The organism is Lacunisphaera limnophila, assembly GCF_001746835.1.
Lineage (GTDB): Bacteria > Verrucomicrobiota > Verrucomicrobiia > Opitutales > Opitutaceae > Lacunisphaera > Lacunisphaera limnophila.
In genome coordinates, this window is sequence record NZ_CP016094.1 from 557495 (window position 1) to 578214 (window position 20720).

The 20720-nt window shown below is 67.5% G+C and carries 21 protein-coding genes; 9 read left to right on the plus strand and 12 right to left on the minus strand.

Going from position 1 to position 20720, the window contains the following annotated elements:
- The first annotated feature begins 101 nt into the window (after nucleotides 1-101).
- Nucleotides 102-794: a fatty acid desaturase CarF family protein gene (locus Verru16B_RS02490; protein ID WP_069960807.1), complete on the plus strand. Its 693-nt coding sequence runs from the start codon at nucleotides 102-104 to the stop codon at nucleotides 792-794.
- A 40-nt stretch (nucleotides 795-834) separates the two neighbouring features.
- On the opposite strand, the gene Verru16B_RS02495 is transcribed toward Verru16B_RS02490, so the two are convergent.
- Nucleotides 835-1296, minus strand: a complete 462-nt coding sequence (locus tag Verru16B_RS02495) for a hypothetical protein (protein WP_069960808.1) — start codon at nucleotides 1294-1296, stop codon at nucleotides 835-837.
- Between the two features lie 16 nt (nucleotides 1297-1312).
- Between Verru16B_RS02495 and Verru16B_RS02500 the strand changes: the two genes are divergently transcribed.
- Both Verru16B_RS02500 and Verru16B_RS02505 read left to right on the plus strand, forming a co-directional pair.
- Nucleotides 1313-2224: a TatD family hydrolase gene (locus Verru16B_RS02500; protein ID WP_237023459.1), complete on the plus strand. Its 912-nt coding sequence runs from the start codon at nucleotides 1313-1315 to the stop codon at nucleotides 2222-2224.
- 160 nt (nucleotides 2225-2384) lie between these two features.
- Nucleotides 2385-3815, plus strand: coding sequence for a nitronate monooxygenase (locus tag Verru16B_RS02505; protein ID WP_083270479.1), 1431 nt, complete (start codon nucleotides 2385-2387; stop codon nucleotides 3813-3815).
- A gap of 57 nt (nucleotides 3816-3872) precedes the next feature.
- Here the strand turns inward: Verru16B_RS02505 and Verru16B_RS02510 are convergent, their stop codons facing one another.
- Entirely contained in the window at nucleotides 3873-4655 is a 783-nt protein-coding gene (locus tag Verru16B_RS02510) for a tRNA threonylcarbamoyladenosine dehydratase (protein ID WP_069960810.1), read from the minus strand.
- 232 nt (nucleotides 4656-4887) lie between these two features.
- On the opposite strand from Verru16B_RS02510, the gene Verru16B_RS02515 reads away from it, so the two are divergent.
- Complete coding sequence (locus Verru16B_RS02515) at nucleotides 4888-6525, plus strand: NAD-dependent malic enzyme (protein ID WP_069960811.1); 1638 nt, start codon at nucleotides 4888-4890, stop codon at nucleotides 6523-6525.
- 19 nt (nucleotides 6526-6544) lie between these two features.
- Here Verru16B_RS02515 and Verru16B_RS02520 read toward each other — a convergent pair whose 3' ends face one another.
- The 4 genes from Verru16B_RS02520 to Verru16B_RS02535 all read right to left on the minus strand — a co-directional run bounded on the left by Verru16B_RS02520 (nucleotide 6545) and on the right by Verru16B_RS02535 (nucleotide 9732).
- Nucleotides 6545-7114 carry an AAA family ATPase gene (locus Verru16B_RS02520; RefSeq protein WP_083270040.1) on the minus strand — a complete coding sequence of 190 codons (570 nt, stop codon included), beginning with the start codon at nucleotides 7112-7114 and terminating at the stop codon, nucleotides 6545-6547.
- A 15-nt stretch (nucleotides 7115-7129) separates the two neighbouring features.
- On the minus strand, nucleotides 7130-7753 hold the full coding sequence (pnuC, locus tag Verru16B_RS02525) for a nicotinamide riboside transporter PnuC (protein WP_069960813.1): 624 nt from the start codon (nucleotides 7751-7753) through the stop codon (nucleotides 7130-7132).
- Between the two features lie 98 nt (nucleotides 7754-7851).
- Nucleotides 7852-8658, minus strand: coding sequence for an Hsp33 family molecular chaperone HslO (locus tag Verru16B_RS02530; RefSeq protein ID WP_069960814.1), 807 nt, complete (start codon nucleotides 8656-8658; stop codon nucleotides 7852-7854).
- A 60-nt stretch (nucleotides 8659-8718) separates the two neighbouring features.
- A complete protein-coding gene (locus Verru16B_RS02535) occupies nucleotides 8719-9732 on the minus strand; it encodes a glycosyltransferase family A protein (RefSeq protein WP_069960815.1) in 1014 nt (337 codons plus the stop codon).
- Between the two features lie 85 nt (nucleotides 9733-9817).
- Here Verru16B_RS02535 and Verru16B_RS02540 point away from each other — a divergent pair, with 85 nt between their 5' ends.
- Nucleotides 9818-10687, plus strand: a complete 870-nt coding sequence (locus Verru16B_RS02540; RefSeq protein ID WP_069960816.1) for a TrhA extension/companion domain-containing protein — start codon at nucleotides 9818-9820, stop codon at nucleotides 10685-10687.
- Between the two features lie 90 nt (nucleotides 10688-10777).
- Here the strand turns inward: Verru16B_RS02540 and msrA are convergent, their stop codons facing one another.
- Entirely contained in the window at nucleotides 10778-11332 is a 555-nt protein-coding gene (gene msrA, locus Verru16B_RS02545) for a peptide-methionine (S)-S-oxide reductase MsrA (RefSeq protein ID WP_069963566.1), read from the minus strand.
- 210 nt (nucleotides 11333-11542) lie between these two features.
- Between msrA and Verru16B_RS02550 the strand changes: the two genes are divergently transcribed.
- Nucleotides 11543-11920: an RNA-binding S4 domain-containing protein gene (locus Verru16B_RS02550; protein WP_069960817.1), complete on the plus strand. Its 378-nt coding sequence runs from the start codon at nucleotides 11543-11545 to the stop codon at nucleotides 11918-11920.
- A gap of 191 nt (nucleotides 11921-12111) precedes the next feature.
- Here Verru16B_RS02550 and ettA read toward each other — a convergent pair whose 3' ends face one another.
- From ettA to Verru16B_RS02570, 4 genes are all read right to left on the minus strand, one after another.
- Entirely contained in the window at nucleotides 12112-13797 is a 1686-nt protein-coding gene (gene ettA, locus Verru16B_RS02555; protein WP_069960818.1) for an energy-dependent translational throttle protein EttA, read from the minus strand.
- 114 nt (nucleotides 13798-13911) lie between these two features.
- A complete protein-coding gene (locus Verru16B_RS02560; RefSeq protein WP_069960819.1) occupies nucleotides 13912-14541 on the minus strand; it encodes an OmpW/AlkL family protein in 630 nt (209 codons plus the stop codon).
- Between the two features lie 115 nt (nucleotides 14542-14656).
- Nucleotides 14657-16015: an MBL fold metallo-hydrolase gene (locus tag Verru16B_RS02565; protein ID WP_069960820.1), complete on the minus strand. Its 1359-nt coding sequence runs from the start codon at nucleotides 16013-16015 to the stop codon at nucleotides 14657-14659.
- A gap of 121 nt (nucleotides 16016-16136) precedes the next feature.
- Entirely contained in the window at nucleotides 16137-16382 is a 246-nt protein-coding gene (locus Verru16B_RS02570) for a hypothetical protein (protein WP_069960821.1), read from the minus strand.
- Between the two features lie 148 nt (nucleotides 16383-16530).
- Here Verru16B_RS02570 and Verru16B_RS02575 point away from each other — a divergent pair, with 148 nt between their 5' ends.
- Both Verru16B_RS02575 and Verru16B_RS02580 read left to right on the plus strand, forming a co-directional pair.
- Complete coding sequence (locus tag Verru16B_RS02575; RefSeq protein ID WP_157772136.1) at nucleotides 16531-17952, plus strand: type IV pilus twitching motility protein PilT; 1422 nt, start codon at nucleotides 16531-16533, stop codon at nucleotides 17950-17952.
- Nucleotides 17953-17997: 45 nt separating this feature from the next.
- The gene (locus tag Verru16B_RS02580) at nucleotides 17998-19074 is read left to right on the plus strand and encodes a type IV pilus twitching motility protein PilT (protein ID WP_069960822.1); all 1077 of its coding nucleotides are present in this window, start codon (nucleotides 17998-18000) and stop codon (nucleotides 19072-19074) included.
- A 117-nt stretch (nucleotides 19075-19191) separates the two neighbouring features.
- Here the strand turns inward: Verru16B_RS02580 and Verru16B_RS19185 are convergent, their stop codons facing one another.
- Nucleotides 19192-19452 carry a YkgJ family cysteine cluster protein gene (locus Verru16B_RS19185; protein WP_069960823.1) on the minus strand — a complete coding sequence of 87 codons (261 nt, stop codon included), beginning with the start codon at nucleotides 19450-19452 and terminating at the stop codon, nucleotides 19192-19194.
- A 220-nt stretch (nucleotides 19453-19672) separates the two neighbouring features.
- On the opposite strand from Verru16B_RS19185, the gene Verru16B_RS02590 reads away from it, so the two are divergent.
- Nucleotides 19673-20710 (plus strand): hypothetical protein, encoded by a 1038-nt coding sequence (locus tag Verru16B_RS02590; RefSeq protein WP_069960824.1) that lies wholly within the window; start codon nucleotides 19673-19675, stop codon nucleotides 20708-20710.
- The last annotated feature ends 10 nt before the right edge of the window (nucleotides 20711-20720 follow it).

The following is a 20720-nucleotide window of genomic DNA, read 5'->3' on the forward strand; positions in this document are numbered from 1 at the left end:
ACCGATGCCCCGCATCAGACTTATCAACTCACGCCCCGGCCGGCCTTCGGTTATTCTCACGGCGCTCCGGTTCAAACCGGGGCCACTCAACCCGAAATCCCATGCACCTCCTTCTCCAAATCCTGCTGGTCGCCGCACAGGTTGTCCTGATCGTCGGCCTCGCCGACTTCGTCGCCGGTCTCGTCCATTGGGCCGAAGACGCCTACTTCACCGAGGAAACCCCGGTGATCGGCCCGCACGTCATCGTGCCCAACATCGTGCATCATCACCTGCCGCGCTATTTCACGCGCCTGTCGTGGTGGGAAAGCTCCCGCCTGCTGGTGCTGGCCGGCCTGGTCCTCCTCGCGCTCGCCTGGCCGCTCGGCCTCGTCACGTGGCAGCTCCTGCTGTTCATCGCCGTCAGCGTGAACGCCAATGAAATCCACAAGATGGCCCACCGCACCCGCGCCGAGAACGGCTGGTTCATCTCGAAATTGCAGGACTGGCGCATCCTGCAGACCGCCCGCCATCACGGTTTGCACCATGCCGACCCGAAGAACACCTACTACTGCCCCGTCACCAACTTCGTAAACCCCCTGCTTGAGCGCATCGAGTTCTGGCCGCGCCTGGAGGCGTTCATCGCCCTCCGCACCGGCGTCACCCACCGCCATGACACCGCCGTGCGCGGCCAGGGTCCCGGCCCGGCCTGGCTGGAACAATTTCGTCCCCAGCCCGCGGCGCGCCCCTGTGGCCGGACCTGCCCCAACTGCCCGTGCGGCCAAACTCCGGCCGTCAACGAGCGCAGGGCGGCTTGAGTGACTCAAGTCGCCCTGGCTACACACCTGCATCCGACTGCTATGGACCCAAATATCGCGGCCCCTGGCCGGCATCGTCTTCCGCCGGGTACTCATCCAGCTGGCCGAAAATCACGGGATCACTCGCCTCGAGGAAGCGCCGGCCATGCTCGTAATCCCACAGCCAGCACGAGCCGTCGTGGCTGTCGTTGACGAGCATGAACTCCGGCTCCCCGCCCTCGGTGGCGCTGGCGATGTTGAACCGGCGGTCCGTGATCTTCTCCACGGTGTGCCGCAGGCGCCGCAGCAGCTCCGCGTCATCGACGAGCACGGTCCACAGGCCGGCGACCACCACCGCCCGTTGCCCCGTGTAATAGTAACCAAAGAAACGCGGCACCTTGAAGCGGCCGGAGATCCCCAGCCGACGGGCGTGATCCTCCACCGCTTCGATGAATTTGATCCGCCACGCCATATCGCGGGGCAGGCGTAGTTCGGGTATGTCGATGATCATGTTGTCCGTCATGGACGGTGTTCCTTCCGTGGTTTCCACCTCTAACGGCCACTTTCCGCTCCAACTTGAGGCCGATTGCTGCCACCTTGCCCCCGTTCCCGTGCTCCCACTCTACGACGCCCACCAGCATTTCCATTTCGACCCGCTGCCCCCCCACCGGGCCGCCTTGCTGGCCGATCTGCAGGCCGTGGGTCTCCGCCGCGCCGTCGTCAACGCCACCAACGAGGAGGAATGGCCCGTCGTCGCCGCCCTCGCCCGCACCCACGCCTGCCTCCTCCCCAGCCACGGCATCCACCCCTGGGACTGCGGCCAGCGTTCCCCCCACTGGCTCACCGGCCTGCGCGCCGCCCTGCTCGCTGACCCCTCCGCCGGGGTCGGCGAGATCGGCCTGGACCGCTGGATCATCGACGGCGTGCGCCCTGACGACCCCCGCATCGCCGGCCTGCGGGTCGCGCCCCTGGACGAACAGGCCGAGGTCTGCGCCGCCCAACTGACCCTCGCCGCCGAACTCAACCGCGCCGCCTCGATCCACTGCGTGCAGGCCTATGGCGCCCTGCTTGACCTGCTCCGGCAGACCCCCCGGCCCGCCCGCGGCTTTCTCCTACACGGCTACGGCGGGCCGGCGGAAATGGTCCGGAGCTTCGCCGATCTCGGCGCCTATTTCTCCTTCAACATCGAGCTGCTCCAGCCCCGCCTCGCCGCCCGGCTGGAGAACTTCCGGACCATCCCGGCCGACCGCCTGCTCGTCGAGACCGACGCCCCCACCAAGCCGCCCCCGCCCGAACTCAACCGCTTCCCCCTCCCCGGTGGCGACGGCACCGAGCTGAACCACCCGGCCAATATCCGCGTGGCGTACGAGCAACTCGCCACCCTGCGCGGCATGCCCCTCGAGACCCTGGCGACCCTGGTGGAAACCAACTTCCACCAACTGTTTCTGTAAGGATCGGGGTCCGGCTTTCACCCCGTACCGGCTCGACTGCGCGTAATTTGCCATTTGCTGCCCCCGACGCACTCCCGCCTTCCCTCCGCGCCCACCCGGGCGGATGATCGCCCCACGTCAGCCTAGCTTCCACTGCAAGGCCGTCGTCATCTGTATGACCATGGCAAATCCAACGATCATCCAAGGCGGCATGGGCGTCGGCGTCTCCGGCTGGCGCCTCGCCCGCGCGGTCGCCCAAACCGGCCAACTCGGCGTCGTCTCCGGCACCGCCCTGCCCCTCGTGCTCGCCCGGCAACTCCAGCTCGGTGACCCCGACGGCGACCTCGCCCGCGTGCTCGCCCACTTCCCCCGGCCCGACCTCGTCGACCGCATCTGGTCCGCCTACCATGTCCCCGGCGGCAAACCCACCGACGCCCCCTTCAAGGCCATCCCGATGCCCGGCCTGCGACCCAGCGAGGCCTACCTCGATCTGGCCGTCCTCTCCGCCTTCGCCGAGGTCAGCCTCGCCAAGGAAGGCCATGACGGCCGCGTGGGCATCAATCTCCTGGAAAAGATCCAGTTCCCCACCCTCCCCACCCTCCTCGGCGCCATGCTCGCCGGCGTGGACTATGTGCTGATGGGCGCCGGCATCCCGCGGACCATCCCCGGCGTCCTCGACGCCCTCGCCCGCGGGGAACCGGCGGAACTCAAGATCGACATCGCCGACGCGACCGACGCCAACGACGGCCTCACCCGTTTCGACCCCCGTCCCTACCTCGGCAACCCGCCGTGCACGCTCTTGCGCCCGCAGTTCCTTGCCATCATTTCCTCGGCCACCCTCGCCCTCACCCTCGCCCGCAAGTCCAACGGCCGGGTCGACGGCTTCATCGTGGAAGGCCCGCTCGCCGGGGGCCACAACGCCCCGCCCCGCGGGCCGATGGTGCTGAGCGCGAGCGGCGAACCCGTCTACGGTCCGCGCGACGTCCCCGAACTCCCCAAGATCCGCGACCTCGGGCTCCCCTTCTGGCTCGCCGGCTCGGTCGCCCAGCCGGACAAGCTCGCCGAGGCCCGCGCCGCCGGCGCGGCCGGCATCCAGGTCGGCACCGCCTTCGCGTTCTGCGCGGAATCCGGCCTGCTCCCCGACCTCAAGCGCCGCGTTTGCGAACTCAGCCGCACGATCGGCGCCCTCCGCGTCCGCACCGACCCGCTCGCCTCGCCCACCGGTTTCCCGTTCAAGGTCCTCCAGCTGCTCGGCACCCTTTCGGAAGAGACCCGCGTCTTCGCCCGCCAGCGCATCTGCGATCTCGGCTACCTCCGCCAGGCCTACCAGCGCCCCGACGGCACCATCGGCTACCGCTGCGCCAGCGAGCCGGTCGAGGACTACGTCCGCAAGGGCGGCACAATCGAGGACACCAAGGGCCGGCTCTGTCTCTGCAACGGTCTCATGGCCAACATCGGCCTCGGCCAGCTCCGGCCCGAGGGCCCGGAGGACGCCCTGATCACCGCCGGTGACGATGTTGCGCATCTCGCGCGTTTCCTCCCCGAGGGCGCCGACTCCTACCACGCCGCCGACGTCATCCGCTGGCTGCTCGGCACCCCCGCGACCGCGTAAGGCCGGTCTCTGACCGGCCCGGATTGTCGCGCCACTTGGTCCAGTCCCAGACTGGACCTACCCACCCGCCACCCGCCGCACCACCTCGCCGGCGGCCGCAAACCCGAACGCCGCGGTCACGAACACCGCCGTGCCGAATCCCGACGCGCAATCCAGCCGCAGGTTCGAGCCCGCCTCCGGTTCGCTCGCACACGTGCCATCCGCCCACGGAAACACCGGCCGCTCCTGCGATGAAACGCAGGGGATGCCATAGTCATTCCCCTCGCCTTTCGCGAAGCCGTGGTCGCGCCGCAGTTTCCGCCGCACCATCTTCAGCAGATCGTCGCCATGCGCGCCCCCCAGGTCACCGACGCGGATGCGCGTTGCGTCGCGCTTGCCGCCCGCCCCGCCGACGGTGACGACGCGCTGCCCGCGCTTGCCGCACTCGGCGAGCACGTGCGCCTTGTTGGTCACCGCATCAATGCAGTCAACCACCCACGCGTACCGGGATTCCAGCAACCGGGGCGCCGACTCCACCGTGAAAAATTCCGCGACCGCCGTCACGCGGCACGCCGGGTTGATGAGCCGCACGCGCTCGGCCAGCGCCGTGACCTTCGGCCGCCCGATGTTGCCGTCCAAGGCCGGCAGCTGCCGGTTCACGTTGGTCACGCACACATCGTCCAAATCGATCAGGGTGATCGCCCCGATGCCGGATCGCGCCAAGCCCTCGACCACCCACGAGCCCACCCCGCCCACGCCGATCACGGCCACATGCGCCGCCTGCAGCCGCGGCAGGGCCGCCGTGCCATAAAGCCGGCCCAGCCCACCGAACCGCTGCAGATAATCTTCGGTTAATTCCATTTCCTGTAGCGGCGGTCTATGACCGCCGAACCCCTCGCTCGTCAATCCCCGGCCTAATCCGGGTCCGGCCCGTGCATTCCGCGCCGATTGCTGCGCGTATCTTGTCCCCGGACCGGTAATAAGTGGCCGGACCGGCGCGTCCGTGCGATGAATTCCTCTGTGCCGGCGCCATCCCCCGACGCCGGCCCGGCGCCCCTGGGGCGCCCACCCCCCGAAGCGATCCTCTACCCCGATGAAAAACTATCGACATGGCAAACGCGGCGTGGACCTGTTGCACGACCCCCTCCTCAACAAGGGCACCGCCTTCTCCGACCACGAGCGCACGGTCCTCGGCCTGCGCGGCCTCCTGCCCCCCCGCATCCACACCCAGGCGGAACAGGTCACCCGGGTGCTCGGCAGCCTCCGCCGTAAGACTTCGGACCTCGAGAAATACATCTACCTCATCGCCCTCCAGGAGCGGAACGAGGCCCTCTTCTACCGCGTCGTCACCGACCACCTCGACGAGATGATGCCCATCATCTACACTCCGACGGTCGGCCAGGCCTGCCAGCGCTGGGGCCATATCTTCCGCCGCTCGCGCGGGCTCTACATCACCGCGGCCGACCGCGGCCGGATCATGACCCTCCTCCGCAACTGGCCCTACTCCGATGTGCGCATGATCGTCGCAACCGACGGCGAGCGCATCCTCGGCCTCGGTGACCTCGGCGCCAACGGCATGGGCATCCCCGTGGGCAAACTCTCGCTCTACACCGCCTGCGCCGGCATCCACCCCGCCCAGTGCCTGCCCATCATGCTCGATGTCGGCACCAACACCCAGAGCCTGCTGGACGACCCGCTCTACATCGGCACCCCGCAAAAGCGCCTCCGCGGACCCGAATACGACGACCTCGTCGAGGAACTCGTCCGCGCCGTGCAACAGATGTACCCGGCGGCCTGCTTCCAGTTCGAGGACTTCGGCAACGCCAACGCCTTCGCCCTGCTCCAGCGTTACCAGGACCGCATCTGCTGCTTCAACGACGACATCCAGGGCACCGCGAGCGTCACGCTCGCCGGGCTCTACTCCGCCGCCCGCCTCTCCGGCGTCCGGCTGGCCGACCTGCGCATCCTCTTCTACGGCGCGGGCGAGGCCGGCATCGGCATCGGCGACCTGATCGTCGAGGCCCTCGCCGCCGAGGGCGTCGGCGAGGCCGCCGCCCGCCGCCAATGCTGGTTCTTCGACTCCAAGGGCCTCGTCGTCCGGTCCCGCACCGACCTCGTGGCGCACAAGCAGCGCTTCGCCCACGACCATGCCCCCGCCACCGACCTCACGGCCGCGATCACCGAGCTCAAGCCCCACGCCCTCATCGGCGTCTCCGGCATGGCCGGCGCCTTCACCGAGCCCGCGGTCCGGGCCATGGCCGCCCTCAACCCGCGCCCGATCATCTTCGCCCTCTCCAACCCGACCTCCAAATCCGAGTGCACCGCGGAGCAGGCTTACACTTGGACCAACGGCGCCGCGATCTACGCCAGCGGCAGCCCGTTCGCCCCGGTCACCCTGGACGGACGCACGCATGTCCCCGGCCAGGGCAACAACGCCTACATCTTCCCGGGCGTCGGCCTCGGCGTGATCGCCAGCCAGGCCACCCGCGTCACCGACGAAATGTTCCTCAGTGCCGCCCGCACGCTCGCCAGTCTCGCCACGGATCGCGACCTGGCCCAGGGCCGGGTGTATCCCGAACTGGCGCGCATCCGCGAGGTCTCCTCCGCCATCGCCCTCGCCGTGGCCGGGATCGCCTTCGACCGCGGCCTCACGCGCCAGATGCGCCCCGCCGACCTCCCCGCCCTCATCAAGGCGCACATGTATCAACCCGACTACGAGGAATACATCTGAGCCACGTTCCCCGCCGGCACTACCTGATCCCGTTGATCGCGGCGATGGCCGCGCGCTCCCGCTCGGCCCAATCCCCGCGGATCAACGTATAAGGCAGGCCGCGCCTCTCCAGCGCCCCGCGCCACACCCGCATCGCCTTCTCCCGGTCCGCCGGGTCGGGAAAACACCGCTGCGGGTCGGGCGCAAAGGGCACGTCGATGTCGAGCAGCAGGTAGTGTGCATACTGCCGGCACCGCTGCTCCGCCCCGCGCCTGACCTCCTCCGGCGTCGTGCCGTACAGCAAATCGCTCCACAGCATGGTGGTCAGCGCATCCGTGTCGCAAATCACCCGCGGCGGCCGTTGCCCTTCGGCGGCCTGGCCCAGGACGTTCCGTACCGCCTCGTCCTCCCGCCGCCACTGCTCGCGGGCCACCGGCAGCATGTCCTCCAGCGTCAACACCCCCTGCACGTCGCAGCGCTCCCGGGCATATTCGGCCACGAGCGGTGCGCCAAAATACGCCGCCAGCCGCGCGGCCAGCTCGGTCTTGCCCGTGGATTCGGGCCCGTAAACGGCGATGCGTTGCACGCGGATTGGGATTTCAGTTTCCATGGGTGGTGCGTCGGTCTAGGTCGGGCCGGTCGCGGCCGGGCCTCCGGCGGCCCGCCGCCACTCCCGCCAGCCCCAGAGGGCCATCGCCCAGAAGATCACATACAGCCCGGCCGTCAGCCGCAGGTCCTTCGCCCAATACACTCCGATCGCCACCGTGTTGACGCCCAGCCACAGCGCCCAGTTCTCCAGCTTCTTGCGTGCCTGCAGGCCCTGCGCGATCAGGCTGAACACCAGGATGCCCGCATCCCAATACGGCAACGCCGCATCGGTGGTGCGGTGCATGTAGGCGCCCCAGCCGGCGGTCGCCACGGCCCCGAGCCCGAGCCCGCTCAGCATGCCCGCGGCACTCAACCGCGTCACCGGCAGGGAGGGCGGCGCCGCGACCTCGCCGCGTTGGTCCGATGCCGGCGAGTTTGCCCGCGCGCCATCGCCTCTGACCCAATGCCACCACCCGTAGCCCTGGATCACAAAAAAACAGCCCTGCAGGATCACGTCAGAGTAGAGCTTCGCCCCGTAAAACACCCAGGCATACACCGCCACTTGCACCAGCCCGACCGGCCAGCCCCAGATGTTCTGGCGGATCATCAGCGCCACGCCAATCACCCCCAGCACCGTGCCGATGATTTCCGCGGGGCTCATGGATGATGGGTTGGGCGCATTGATTTGGAGGAGCCTGCTTGCAGGCGATCACGACGCAGCCTGCGGGTTAGCCCCTCGCCTGCAAGCCGGCTCCTGCCTCAGACCGACGCCGGCCCTGCCAGCCAGGCCTCCATCGCCTCGCGCGTGATGGCATAGCCGGCGGCGCAACGCGGACACTGCACCTGAATGACCTCCTCCTCGCCAAAGAGCCCGTCCAGGCCGCCCCGGGCGACGGGCGCCAGTGCGGCGAGGATCTTGCGTTGGTTGCACCCGCAGTTCCACCGGTAGAGCCGGTGCTCGATCCGCGTCAGGGTCTCCGTCCCCGCCAGGGCGTTCAGCCCGGCAAGGTCGACCGACCGCAACCACGCCTCGTCGCAATCGGGCAACGCCAGCAACAAGGCATGCCGGTCATCCCCGCGGTCAAAAAATCGTGCCGGCCGCTGCTCGCTCGTCGCATAGAAGGTCTCGGCCGCGCGAACGAGGTCGGTGCCCTCGAAGTTCACCACGCTGCGCCGCTTCTCGGCGCCCCGCCCGGGCATCACCTCGCTGTAGAACACGTTCGCCGGCGCCTCGCGCACGTTCTCGGTGAACAGGCGGCCCGTCACCGTGCAGTCCTCGTTGTCGCCGGCCAGAAACAGATTCAGTCGCGGTTCCTGCAGCCCCACCGTCCAGGCCAGGTGCTCGTTGCGCGGCCGGGCCGCACAATGGAGCGTGAACACCGCCAGCGCCTGCCGCAGCAGGGCGTCGTGAGCGGGCTCCGGCCGCAACCGGTGATCCGCCTGGTGCAGGAAATAATCCACCAGCAGCGGGCCGGTGTCGGCCTGCACGAGCATGACGTTGCGGTGGCGGACGAAATCCGTCGTCACCACCGCACCGCACGGTTCCTGGGTCTGGTCATCGGGCATGCGGTCAGTGTAGCCAAAACCACGGGAAGTCGAGCGGGCAGCCGGGACCAAGCTGCGGCCTTACGCCCCCATCAGGAAATCCCGCCCTTCACGGTAGCCCCGCTGGGTGAGGGCTGCCCGGGTCGTTTCGCGCGCCCCCCGTTTCCCCACGTAACCCAGCACGAAGATCGACCCAGGCGGCGGCAGCGCCTCCGGCCCGATCACCGGCACGCCGCCCACCCGGTTCCCCGTCTTGCGTGGATCAATATCCACGTAGCCCACAATCCTGACCCCGTGCTCCGTAAGCATTGCCGCGCGCTTCCGGGTCGGCCGCCCGGCGCCCCAGATCCAGACCTCCGGATCCGGGCCCCGGAGTCGCCCCACCTCCCGCGCCACATACCCGGCCTTCACCCGGAAAAACGCCTCCGGGCCGTAACGCGGATCCGTGCGCGACAAGCGTCCGGCCGGATCGTGCCACGTGAGCAACTCGCGCGGGACCTTCGCCATCGCCACCCCAGCCTCCAGCCAGCGCAACCAAAGCTCATAATCCTCGGGCCAATCCCCGTCCCGATACCCGCCGTGTCGTTCCACCACCTCGCGCCGGAACATGACGCTCGGATGCGCCAGCGGCGATTCCACGAACCGGTTCAGCGCGATCTGGTCCGGCGTCACCAACCCGTTCTGCCAGTCCACATGATGCGCATACCCGGCCTGGACCGACCGGTCGCCGCCGTAACCCACCCGGCAGGCCACCAACCCGATCGTCGGATGGTCCGCCAGAAAAGCCGTCTGCACCGCAAGGCGCTCGGGGTGACACTCATCATCCGCATCCATCCGCGCGATAAACCGGCCCCGGGCCGCTGCGAGGCCTGCATTGAGGGCCGCCACGATGCCTTGCGCCGGTTGTTCGATCAGCCGCAACCGCGGCTCGGCCCGGGCCGCCGCCCGCAGCCACGCCCGCGTGCCGTCGGTCGACCCGTCGTCCACCACCACCAGCTCCCAGTCCGTCCATGTCTGCGCCTGCACGGATGCCACCGCGCGGGCGATGGTCGTGACCGCATTGCGCACGGGCAGGAGGACGGAGAGGGCGCTCACGGGACTAGGAAAAGCCCTGAGGCCCCCGGGAGAAAGTCATTTTCCACGATTGCGTTGCCGGGAAAAATCTTACGAAGTCGGCCATATGTCAGACCGTATCTCGACCAAACCCGTCGTTGAGGAGGAATTCTCCCTGCCCCTGTTCCTGGCCGTCGTCGCCGCGTCCTTCTCGGGCGTGCTGGGCCTCGTCTGGTGGCTGGCCCCCGCGCCGGTCTGGGCCGCCCAGACCCAGTCCGCCTGGTGGCAGTACCTTGCGCTGTTTCTCGGCATCTCGATGTTCAACTGCTTCATGGAGTTCTTCTTCCACCGCTACGTCCTGCACAAGCCGGTGCTCCCGTTCCTCAGCTACTTCTACCGCCAGCACACCCACCACCACAGCCTCACGCGCATCACGCGTCGCCGCACGCCCGGCGGCCTCGACGTCAACTTCGTCGAAAACTACTACCCGATCGTGAAGGAGGAGCAAAAGGAGGCCTCGTTCTTCCCCTGGTACACCTACCTCGCGTTCGCCGCCTGCATGACGCCTTTCCTGGTCGTGCTACAGTGGTTCGTGCCTTCCCTTCCCTGGTTCGTCGCCGGTTATAGCGCCATCGCCTCGTCCCTGCTGATCTACGAGCTCTTCCACGCCATCGAGCACTGGTCCTTTGAGCGCTGGGCCCCGCTCATCGAGCACCCGACGTTTGGCGCGTTCTGGCGCAAGGTCTACAGCTTCCACCTCCGCCACCACGCCGTCATCGACTGTAACGAGGCGATCTCCGGCTTCTTCATCATGCCTGTCGCGGACTGGGTCTTCGGCACCTGCATCATCCCCGGCGTGCTCTACAAGCACGGCCAGACCGTGGCCGAGGAGAAGGAATTCCTCAGCCCGAAGCCCGTCGCCCTCATCCGCTGGCTCGACCGCCTGACCGACGGCCTGGTCAAGGCCCGCCGCCAGCGCGCCCAGGGCGCGGCCTGAAGCTCACGCCATCGTCCGTTTCCCTGTCGGGGCGCACCTCGTGTGCGCCCTTTCCGTTGCTGGAGGGCCCGCGTCCCTGCGGACCGGACCTCACTTCCCGATCACGCCCTTCTTGAGCAGCTTTGACACCTTCGGCTTGATCACGAACGTGCAATAGCCCTGCGAGGGGTTGTTCTTGAAATAGTCCTGGTGGTACTTCTCCGCGGGATAGAACAACGGCAGCGGGCTGATCTCCGTGACGATCGGGTCGTCGAACAATTTCTGCGCCGCCGCCTTGCCCGCCTCCGCGGCCACCCGCTGCTCCTCGTTGTGCGTGAAGATCACCGAGCGGTACTGCGTGCCTTCGTCCGCCCCCTGCCGGTTCAGCGTGGTCGGATCGTGCGCCTCGAAGAACACCTCGACGAGCTTCTCGTAGCTCACGTCGTGCGGCCAGTACTCCACCCGGATGACCTCGGCATGGCCCGTCCGGCCGGTGCAGATTTCCTCATAGGTCGGGTTGGCCTTCGTGCCGCCCGCGTAGCCGCTGACCACGGCCTTCACGCCCGGCAGCAGCTCGAACACCGCCTCCGTGCACCAGAAGCAGCCGCCCCCGAAGGTGGCGAACTCGGTTTTCAACGCAGGTTTGGTTTCGGCCGTGGCAGTCATGACAAGGGAGAGAAAGAGGAGGGATAGAAAAGGGCGCACGTGCATGGACGTGGGAGCAGGTAAGCCCGATTTTATTCCAGCGCAAGGCACCAAGCCATTCTCCGCGGATGGCGCGGATCAATTCCGGATAAAACCCATCCGCGTCAATCCGCGCCATCCGCGGAGAATTCCGTCCCTTGTCTTTTCGCGGCAGAATAATTTGCTCAGCCCATGGACGATCCCCGTCTCGACAAATGGCTCTGGTGCGTGCGGGTCTACAAGACCCGCCCCGAGGCCACGGCCGCCTGCCGCGCCGGCAAGGTCTTCCTCGGCGAGCTCGAGGCCAAGCCCGGCCGCGATCTCCACGTGGGCGAGGTCGTCACCGTCCGTCTCGGCGCCCTCACCCGCACCCTGCAGGTCGTCGCCCACCCCAAGTCGCGCGTCGCCGCCAAACTGTTGCCGGCCTTCATGGCCGACCTCACGCCGCCCGCCGAGTACGAGCGCGCCAAACAGGCCGGCATCGAGCACCTCCTCGCCCGCCAACGCGGCGAGGGCCGCCCCACCAAAAAGGACCGCCGCGACATGGGCCGGCTCTTCGGCTACGAGTGACGGGAGGGCAAAAAAGGTAGCCGCGTTTGAACGCAGTGAAAGCGTGGCCGCCTACCGTGTCAGCTTGCGGTACTTGATCCGATGCGGCTGATCCGCGTCCTTTGCCTCGGTTTCGCCTAGCGAGAACCGCGGACAAACACCGGGCGGCCAGCAGGCCGCAACGGTGTTCCCCGTAAGCCGCGCCTGAGGACTTACCGCGTCAGCTTTCGATACTTAATCCGGTGGGGCTGGTCCGCGTCCTTCCCCTTCCGCTTCTTGAAATCCTCGAGATAAGACGAGTAGTTACCCGCGAACCAGTGCACGTAGCTGTCGCCCTCGAAGGCCATGATGTGCGTCGCCGTGCGGTCCAGGAACCAGCGGTCGTGCGAGATGATCACGGCGCAGCCCGCGAAGGTCTCGAGCGCCTCTTCCAACGCGCGGATTGAATTCACGTCCAGGTCGTTCGTCGGTTCGTCCAGCAGGAGCAGGTTCGCCTCGCTCTTGAGCACGCGCGCCAGCAGCACGCGGTTGCGCTCACCGCCGGAAAGCACGCCGACCTTCTTCGACTGGTCCGCGCCGGTGAAGCCGAACTGCGCGCAGTACGCGCGGCTGTTCACCGACCGCTTGCCCAGCTGCATGATCTCCTGCCCGCCGCTGATGACCTCCCAGATCGTCTTGTCCCCCTCCAGTGAGTCGCGGGACTGCTCGACGTAGGCGGTCTTCACGGTGTCCCCCATCTTGAAGGTGCCCGCGTCCGGCTGCTCCAGGCCGGTGATCAGCTTGAACAGCGTCGTCTTGCCCGCGCCGTTCGGCCCGATGATGCCTACGATGCCGCCGGGCGGCAGCGAGAACTCCAGCTTGTCGTAAAGCAGTTTGTCGCCGTAGGCCTTGGCCACTTGCTGCGCCTGCACGACCAGGTTGCCCAGGCGCGGCCCGGGCGGGATGATGATTTCGAATTTCTTCTCCTGCTCCGCCACGTCCTGCTTGAGCATGGCCTCGTAGGCGCTGATGCGCGCCTGCGATTTCGCCACCCGCGCCTTCGCGCTCTGCCGGATCCACTCCAGCTCGCGCGCCATCGCTTTCTGGCGCTTGCTCTCCGTGCGCTCGGCCACGCTCGCCATCGCCTGCTTCTGCTCCAGCCACGACGAATAGTTGCCCTTGAACGGCAGGCCGTGCCCGTGGTCCAGTTCGAGGATCCAGCCGGCGACGTTGTCGAGGAAGTAGCGGTCGTGCGTCACCGCGATCACGGTGCCCTCGTAACGCGAGAGGTGCTGCTCCAGCCAGTTGACCGAATCGGCGTCCAAATGATTGGTCGGCTCGTCGAGCAGCAGGATCGAGGGTTTCTGCAACAGCAGCCGCGCCAGCGCCACGCGGCGGCGCTCGCCGCCGGACAGCGTGTCCACGATCGCCTCGCCGGGCGGACACCGCAGCGCGTCCATCGCCTGCTCCACCATCGGGGCCACGTCCCACGCGCCCAGGTGCTCGATCTTCTCCTGCAGCTTCGCCTGCTTCTCGCTGATGGCGTCGCGCGCAGCGTCATCCGCCGCCTCGGACAGCTCGTCCCAGCTGGCGTCGTACGCCGCCGTCAAATCGGTGAGGTGCTTCACGCCCTCCTCGACGCAGGCGCGCACCGTGGCGCCGGCGGTGAGCTGCGGTTCCTGCGGCAGGAAACCCACCGGGTAACCCGGCTCGAAATGCACGCGCCCGTCGATCTCGGTGTCGATGCCCGCGAGGATGCGCATGAGCGAGGACTTGCCGGAGCCGTTCAGGCCGAGCACGCCGATCTTGGCGCCGTAGTAGAACGACAGGGAGATGTCGCGGAGGATTTCCTTGCGCTCGATCTTCTTCGAGACGCCGAGCATCGAGAAAATGATCTTGGGGGCTTCGGGCTGGGCCATGAGGCGTCAAAAAGGCATATCCCCCGGCCAAGGCAAGCGCGGCGCGGAAACCCCGGGGCAAAAAAAGAACGCCGGGCGCGGGCCCGGCGTTCTGTGGAGCGAACCGTAATTCGCTCAGAACTCGTAGCGCACGCCCGCGGCGTACAGCCAGGGATCGAGCCGGGCCTCGGTCAGACGGGCCGCGCCGGCATACACGCCCGAGCGGATGTAAGCGCGCTTCAGGTCGAGGTTGAAGGACCAGCGCTCGTCGAGCTTCCAGTCCACACCCGCCTGCAAAGCCAGGCCGGTGCTGTTGTTTTCCAGACGCAGGGGCACGCCGGCCACGACGAGCCGGTCATCCCAGATCAGCGTGAAATTCACGCCCGCCGCCACGTAGGGACGGATCGCCGCACCCGGCAGGGCCCGGTATTGGAACAGCAGCGTGGGGGGTAGGTGCTTGAAGGAACCGAGCCGGCCGACGCCGGCGAGCGAGACGGAGTGTTCCTGGGGGATGGTCAACACCAGCTCGGCGGAGAGCGTGTCGGTGAAGGCATAGGCGACGTCGATCTCAGGAATCAGCTTGTCGCTGACCGACACGGCGTTCGGGGCGAAGGCGATGCCGAGGGCGGAGAAGGCGTCGGACTTGTCGACGGTCTCGAGGTAGGTGGCCCGGAGGCGGACCGACCACGGGCTGGCCGCCGGCAGGGCGGTCGTGGCGACCAGGAGGAGCAGACAGGGCAGGACTTTACGGAGGGTTTTGTTCATGGGTAGGGTTGCGCCGCGTTGGAAAAATGCCAACGGAGACACAGCCTAGCCTAACCGGCGGCCGGCGGCCGGGCTCGGCATCCCTTGACCAGCCCTACGCGGGAATTGAACGATCTTAAACCTCGTGCAGCCGCAGCGGCACCGGGTCAATGACCTTGGCCTTGGGCAACTGCTCGGCGAGCTGGGTCTTGAACCAGTCGCGCGCATCCGGGTCGCCGTGCGTCAGCACGATGCTCCGGGCCTTGGTCTGCACCGCAAACTCCAGCAGCTCGCCGCGCTCGGCGTGCCCGCTCAGTTCGAACCGGTCGACGCGCGCCTTCACCTTGGTCCGCACATCCAGCGCATCGAAGGCAAAGGTCGCGCCGGGCTTGGTCGCCAGCAGCTTGCCACCCGGGGTGTCCGGATCGCAGTAGCCCACGAAACCGATCGTGTTGCGCGCGTGCCCGAGCAGGCCCGAGGCCAGCGCGTAGCTCGGCGTCTTCTCGACCAGCATGCCGGAACTGACGATATAAAGGCCCTTCTGCGCCGGCTCCTGGCCGGGCATGATCTTCTTCGGCAGCTTGCGCAGGCCGAGATCCTTCAGGATGCGCATGTCGAACTGCACGTCCTTGGTCTTGCGCGAGACCTCATCAAAGAGCTCCGACAGGCCGATGCCCAGGCCGCCCGCGTAGATCGGGCACTCGATGAGCCGGCCGAAGCGGCGGGCGTCATGGAAGACCGCCAGCAGCTCCTGCATGCGCCCGAGAGCGAACACCGGCAGCAGGAACGAGCCGCCCTTGGCGATCGTGTCGTTGATCGAGTCGATCAGGCGGGCGATCTCGTGCACCCGCTCCTTGCCGTAGGCGCGCTCGGTCATGCCGCGCGTCGTCTCGATGATCAGCGTGTCGAAATGACCGATCGGGAAATGCGCCCCCTTCAGCGTGCGCAGGTGCTCGAACAACACGTCGCCCGTCAGGAAAATCTTCCGCATGCCGTGGTGGATCTCGACCGCCGTCGCCCCGGCCACGTGGCCCGAGGGATGGAACATCAGCTCGATCTCGCCGCGCTTGCCCTTGATCTTTTTGACCTTCTTGAAGGGCAGGCCCACGAACCGCTTGGTCAGGCCCTCGATCTCCTTGTGCGTGAACAGCGGGTAGCCGGGGACCCCGTCCTCCTCCTTCTGCTTCTGCATCACGTTGGCGGAATTGTGCAGCATCTTCTCGATCAGCATGCGGCTCGACTGCGTGAGTAGCACCGGGGTCTTCGGGTGCTGGCGCATCACCACCGGCAGGCCGCCGATATGGTCGAGGTGACAGTGCGTGATGATGATGAGGTCCAATTCGATGTCGCGGAGCAGCGAGAGGTCCGGCAGGGCGCCGACCCCCGGGGTCTTGGGGTTGAGCCCGCAATCCACGAGGATGTTCAGATCACCGATCATCAGAAGGAGGGAATTGGCGCCGATACCGCCTTGGCGGTTGAGATCGATGAGTTTCATTTGTGTAAGGGATCAGGGAGACGCCCCCCGCCCCCTCTAGCAAGCCCGGGTTTCGGGGCTCGGGGTGGCGGGATTTCCAAAGCCGGCCGGCCCGGCGCCCGACGCGGGATGTCCGGGCCCCTCACCGCCCACCCGGCTCGTCCGGCACCTTCGTGGCCTCCACGTCGATCACCTCACCAGCCGGCATCCGCGTCCGCCGACCCGAGGCCGCGGCCGGACCCGAGCGCACCGGCCGGGGTTTGCCCCGGAATAACTGCGTCACCCAACCCAGCAGACCCGCGAAAATCACGACGGCGGCGGTGAAAGCCACCGCGAGCATCGCGAAGAGGGCGACGAATCCGGCAAACAGCAGGCGCAGCAAGGGCATGGTCGGAAGACTCGCACACCTGCCGCGAAGTTGCACGGAAGATTCACCGCCCGGCCCCCGGCCGTCTCCCCTCGGCGGTTCCCGCCCCACCCCCGAGTCCAGCCTTGCCAACCATCCTCTCCTGCAGAGGATTCCGCCACTCCCCGGCATGAACAACGAGACCCTCTGGCTCATCCGCCTCGGCCTGAACGCGAAGTTGTTCACCCGCGACCAGGCCCTCGCCACCCTCCGGGCCGCCGGCCGCGACGCCGACCTCGTCACCTATGCCCAGCGGCTGATCGACGACGGGATCGTCAGCGACGTCGAGAAACTCGAGGAGCTCGCCGGCAACGCCGCCGCCCGCGCCGGGGTCGGCCCGCCCGAACCCAATCCCCTGCTCGCAGACCAGGACGACCACGCTGATGCCCCGGCGCCGACAGGCAATGCCGGGACCAAGGCCAAAGCCACCGCCGGCGACGGCCCCGCCCCCCAGTTTCCCTTTGATCGCATCGGTACGATGGACGACACCGCCCTCGCCGCCGCCCTGCGCAAGCTTCTCATCGATGCCGGTCTCTACGGCGCGAGCGACCTCCATCTCTCCGCCGGCTCCAAGCCCTTCGTCCGCCGCCTGCGCGCCCTCTCCCCCATCACCGAGCACATCCTCACCGACGAGGAATCCCTCCGCCTCAACACCGTCCTCCTCGCCGAGCACCAGAAGAATATCTTCCTCGAGCGCCGCGACTACGACCTCGCCCTCGCGCTCGACGCCGAGCACCGCTACCGCGTCAACCTGATGTTCCACAAGTGGGGCCCCTCCGGCTCCTACCGCATGGTGCCCGCCGGCGTCCCCAAGCTCGACGAGCTCGGCCTGCGCAACCTCGACGCCATCCGCAAGCTCCTCTCCTACCACAACGGCCTCATCCTCATCACGGGCCCTGTCGGCGCCGGCAAGACCACCACCCTCGCCGCCATGGTCGCCGAGCTCAACGAGCAGCGCGAGGACCACATCATCACCGTCGAGGACCCGATCGAGGTCGTCCAGCTCCCCAAGGGCTGCAACGTCACCCAGCGCGAGGTCGGCCCGCACACCAAGTCCTTCTTCTCCGCGCTCAAGGGCGCCCTCCGCGAGGACCCCGATGTCATCGTCATCGGCGAGCTCCGCGATCTCGAGACCATCGAGATGGCCATCAGCGCCTCCGAGACCGGTCACCTCGTGATCGGCACCATGCACACGAGCGACGCCTCCACCACGCTCAACCGCCTCCTCGACGTCTTCCCCCCCGCGCAGCAGACCCAGATCCGCGCCTCCGTCGCCGAGTCCCTCCGCGGCGTCGTCTGCCAGCGCCTCCTCCCCTCCACCGAAGGCGGGCTCGTGGTCGCCTGCGAGATCATGGTCTCCAACACCGCCATCCAGGCCCTCATCCGCGAGGGCAAGACCTCCGGCCTCCGCAACACCATGGAGACCGGCGTCAAGGAGGGCATGTGCATCATGGAAAACGTCGTCCTCGAGCTCTACCAGCAGCGCAAGATCACGAAGGAGACCGCCCTCAACAACATCAGCACCCGCAACGTCCGCGCCAAGGTCACCTGACCCGCGCGACCGCCGCCTTCGTCCCCTGTCCTCCGCCCTCTGACCATGGCCGCCATCGACTCCCTCCTCCGCACGATGCTTGAGAAAGGCGGTTCCGACCTGCACCTCACCGTCGGCCTGCCCCCGAAGTCCCGCATCTCCGGCTCGCTCCAGGTCATCCGCGAGGGCGCGGTCACAGCCAAGGAAATGGAAGCACTCCTCAAGGAGATCACCCCCGAGAAACGGTGGCATGAATTTCTCGAGAAGAAGGACCTCGACCTCGCCCACGAGGTGGAGGGCCTCGCCCGCTTCCGCGCCAACTTCCTCTACAACCACTGGGGTCAGGCCGCCGTCATGCGCCAGATCCCGGCGAAGATCCTCTCCTTCAGCACGCTCAACCTCCCCGAGGCGCTGAAGAAGCTCTGCCACCTTGACCAGGGCCTCGTCGTCGTCACCGGCCCCACCGGCTCCGGCAAGTCGACCACGCTCGCGGCGATGATCGACTACATCAACGACAACCTCGCCCGCCACATCATCACGATCGAGGACCCCATCGAGTTCGTCCACCCCTGCAAGAAGTCGACCATCGTCCACCGTGAGGTCGGCGAGCACACCGAGACCTTCGGCGCCGCGCTCAAGGGCGCCATGCGCCACGACCCCGACATCCTCCTCCTCGGCGAAATGCGCGAGATGGAAACCATCAAGCTCGCCCTCTCCTGTGCCTCGATGGGCATGCTCGTCTTCGGTACGCTGCACACCAACAACGCCCCGAAGACCGTCGACCGCATCATCAACACCTTCCCCGCCGAGGAACAGAACCAGGTGCGCGTCATGCTCGCCGGCTGCCTCGCCGGCGTCGTCGCCCAGCTCCTCTGCAAGAAAGTGCCCAAGGGCCGCGTCGCCGTGCACGAGATTTTGCTCCAGCACGAGGCGCTCCCCAACACCATCCGCTCCGGCCAGATCGCCAACATCCGCGGCATCATCGAGAGCGGCAAGGAGGAGGGCATGATCACGATGGACAACAGCCTCATGGCCCGCGTGAAGGACGGCACCGTCGAGCCGAAGGAAGCCTACATGAAGGGCAGCAACAAGGCCCTCTTCGCCCCGCTCCTCAAGCCCGGCGACCTCGACGGCGGCCACTAGCCCGGCGCCGCGCCGGGCATCTCAAATCTCAAATGTGAGATTTCAAATCGCCTGGGTGGAACCCGGCCTCCGGATGGGTTGGCCTATCTGGAGGGCCCACGTCCCTGTGGGCCGCGATTAACTCGCCGGTCGCGTCGCCAATTCCAGGCCGCGCAGGTAATCCAGCGCTTCATCCCGGCTCACCCCGCACATGTCTTCCCTCGGCTGAAGCCCGACGCACACCGCCGGCCGCTCCGGCCGCCCGAAGAGCGCACACCGCATGTCCGGCAGCAACTGCACGCACGGGATCCCCGCCGGCTTCCCGTGCGGCATGCCGGGGATCGGCGAGGTGATCGAGGGCGCGATACAACACGCGCCACAGCCGGTACGGCAGTCCATGCCGGAGTATTAACCATGGATATCACGGATCGCCACCGATAAATTCCTTCTGTGTCCATCCGCGCCATCAGTGATAAAAATACTCCGGCTGTATTCCGCTTCTGTGCCTTGGGTGGCCAACTCCCTCCTGTGTCTTTCCCGATTTCCATGGTAGCTTCCTGACCATGAATCCCCACCGCCCGAAAGCGCGGCCTGCCCTCCCACCCCGGACCCCGGCGGCATGAAACCGGCACTTCTGTCCGCGGTCATCCTCCTGCTCGCCGGCCTTCCCGGGCTGGCCACCGAACCGGATCTGTTGCCGGACCGCGCACGGGTGTCCAATCCGCACGACCCGCTGATCCTTCCCCCGGTCGTGGTGACCGGCGACTTCCCCACCAAGGGCTGGCTCTACGCGCGCAGCGGCCGCACGGAAATCCTCAGCCAGCTCCGGGCGCGGGAAACGCGGGACCTCCTCGACGATTTCCTCGTCTTCCAGGATTTCGTGCACGCGCACTTCCCCGAGGCGGCCCTGCCGGCCGACCAACCCGTGACCGTGGTCCTCTGCGAAAACACCAAGACTTTCCGGCTGTTCGGCGGTGAAGCGGACCGCACCTCCAGCGCCCGGTCGGGAACTCGTCCGGTCATCCTCATCGACGCCGCCGAAGCGCGCCACGTCGAGCGCTCCCTCCGCCGCCGCTCCGTCGCCCTCGCCTTCGAACGGTCGCCCCTCGGCCGTTACCCCCTCTGGCGCCAATACGGTACCCGCGAGATCCTCGCCCGCGTCGTCATCGGACGCCAGCGCCTCGAACTCGGCCTTTCCCACGCCCATTCCTTCGGCCCCCAACGCGGCCCGGACCTCGCCAGACTGCTGGCCCTCACTCCGGCCGCGCTGGCCGCCGCCGAGCGCAACGGCGAGCCCGTCCTCGACGCCTACCACCACGCCACGCTCTTCATGCACATGTGCCTCTTCGGCTCCACCCGGCCGTACCGCGACCTGCGTGACCCCTACCAAACCTTTATCCGTCGCCTGGAAACAGAACCCCTCTCGGAGGAACTGTTCCGCGCGTGCTTCGGCCGGGACTTCGCCGAAATGAACACCCTGCTCCAAACCTACAGCACCGGTGGCGCGAAAGTGAAATTCGAATCCCGCCACTACCGCTTCCCGCCGGGCCCACCGCTTGAAATCCGCCCGGCCCGAGCCGCCGATCTCTCAAGCCTCTTCGCGTCCACCCACGCTCGGCCGCAGACAGGCCCCGCCAGCGAAGCGATCCCGCCCTGACGAGTGCCTG

What these genes read in the sequence shown, in the direction of transcription:
- Verru16B_RS02490 (WP_069960807.1), top strand. Translation starts at nt 102, where the DNA reads ATGCACCTCCTTCTCCAAATCCTGCTGGTCGCCGCACAGGTTGTCCTG.
- Verru16B_RS02495 (WP_069960808.1), bottom strand. Translation starts at nt 1,296, where the DNA reads ATGACGGACAACATGATCATCGACATACCCGAACTACGCCTGCCCCGC.
- Verru16B_RS02505 (WP_083270479.1), top strand. Translation starts at nt 2,385, where the DNA reads ATGGCAAATCCAACGATCATCCAAGGCGGCATGGGCGTCGGCGTCTCC.
- Verru16B_RS02510 (WP_069960810.1), bottom strand. Translation starts at nt 4,655, where the DNA reads ATGGAATTAACCGAAGATTATCTGCAGCGGTTCGGTGGGCTGGGCCGG.
- Verru16B_RS02515 (WP_069960811.1), top strand. Translation starts at nt 4,888, where the DNA reads ATGAAAAACTATCGACATGGCAAACGCGGCGTGGACCTGTTGCACGAC.
- Verru16B_RS02520 (WP_083270040.1), bottom strand. Translation starts at nt 7,114, where the DNA reads ATGGAAACTGAAATCCCAATCCGCGTGCAACGCATCGCCGTTTACGGG.
- pnuC (WP_069960813.1), bottom strand. Translation starts at nt 7,753, where the DNA reads ATGAGCCCCGCGGAAATCATCGGCACGGTGCTGGGGGTGATTGGCGTG.
- Verru16B_RS02530 (WP_069960814.1), bottom strand. Translation starts at nt 8,658, where the DNA reads ATGCCCGATGACCAGACCCAGGAACCGTGCGGTGCGGTGGTGACGACG.
- Verru16B_RS02540 (WP_069960816.1), top strand. Translation starts at nt 9,818, where the DNA reads ATGTCAGACCGTATCTCGACCAAACCCGTCGTTGAGGAGGAATTCTCC.
- msrA (WP_069963566.1), bottom strand. Translation starts at nt 11,332, where the DNA reads ATGACTGCCACGGCCGAAACCAAACCTGCGTTGAAAACCGAGTTCGCC.
- Verru16B_RS02550 (WP_069960817.1), top strand. Translation starts at nt 11,543, where the DNA reads ATGGACGATCCCCGTCTCGACAAATGGCTCTGGTGCGTGCGGGTCTAC.
- ettA (WP_069960818.1), bottom strand. Translation starts at nt 13,797, where the DNA reads ATGGCCCAGCCCGAAGCCCCCAAGATCATTTTCTCGATGCTCGGCGTC.
- Verru16B_RS02560 (WP_069960819.1), bottom strand. Translation starts at nt 14,541, where the DNA reads ATGAACAAAACCCTCCGTAAAGTCCTGCCCTGTCTGCTCCTCCTGGTC.
- Verru16B_RS02565 (WP_069960820.1), bottom strand. Translation starts at nt 16,015, where the DNA reads ATGAAACTCATCGATCTCAACCGCCAAGGCGGTATCGGCGCCAATTCC.
- Verru16B_RS02570 (WP_069960821.1), bottom strand. Translation starts at nt 16,382, where the DNA reads ATGCCCTTGCTGCGCCTGCTGTTTGCCGGATTCGTCGCCCTCTTCGCG.
- Verru16B_RS02575 (WP_157772136.1), top strand. Translation starts at nt 16,531, where the DNA reads ATGAACAACGAGACCCTCTGGCTCATCCGCCTCGGCCTGAACGCGAAG.
- Verru16B_RS02580 (WP_069960822.1), top strand. Translation starts at nt 17,998, where the DNA reads ATGGCCGCCATCGACTCCCTCCTCCGCACGATGCTTGAGAAAGGCGGT.
- Verru16B_RS19185 (WP_069960823.1), bottom strand. Translation starts at nt 19,452, where the DNA reads ATGGACTGCCGTACCGGCTGTGGCGCGTGTTGTATCGCGCCCTCGATC.
- Verru16B_RS02590 (WP_069960824.1), top strand. Translation starts at nt 19,673, where the DNA reads ATGAAACCGGCACTTCTGTCCGCGGTCATCCTCCTGCTCGCCGGCCTT.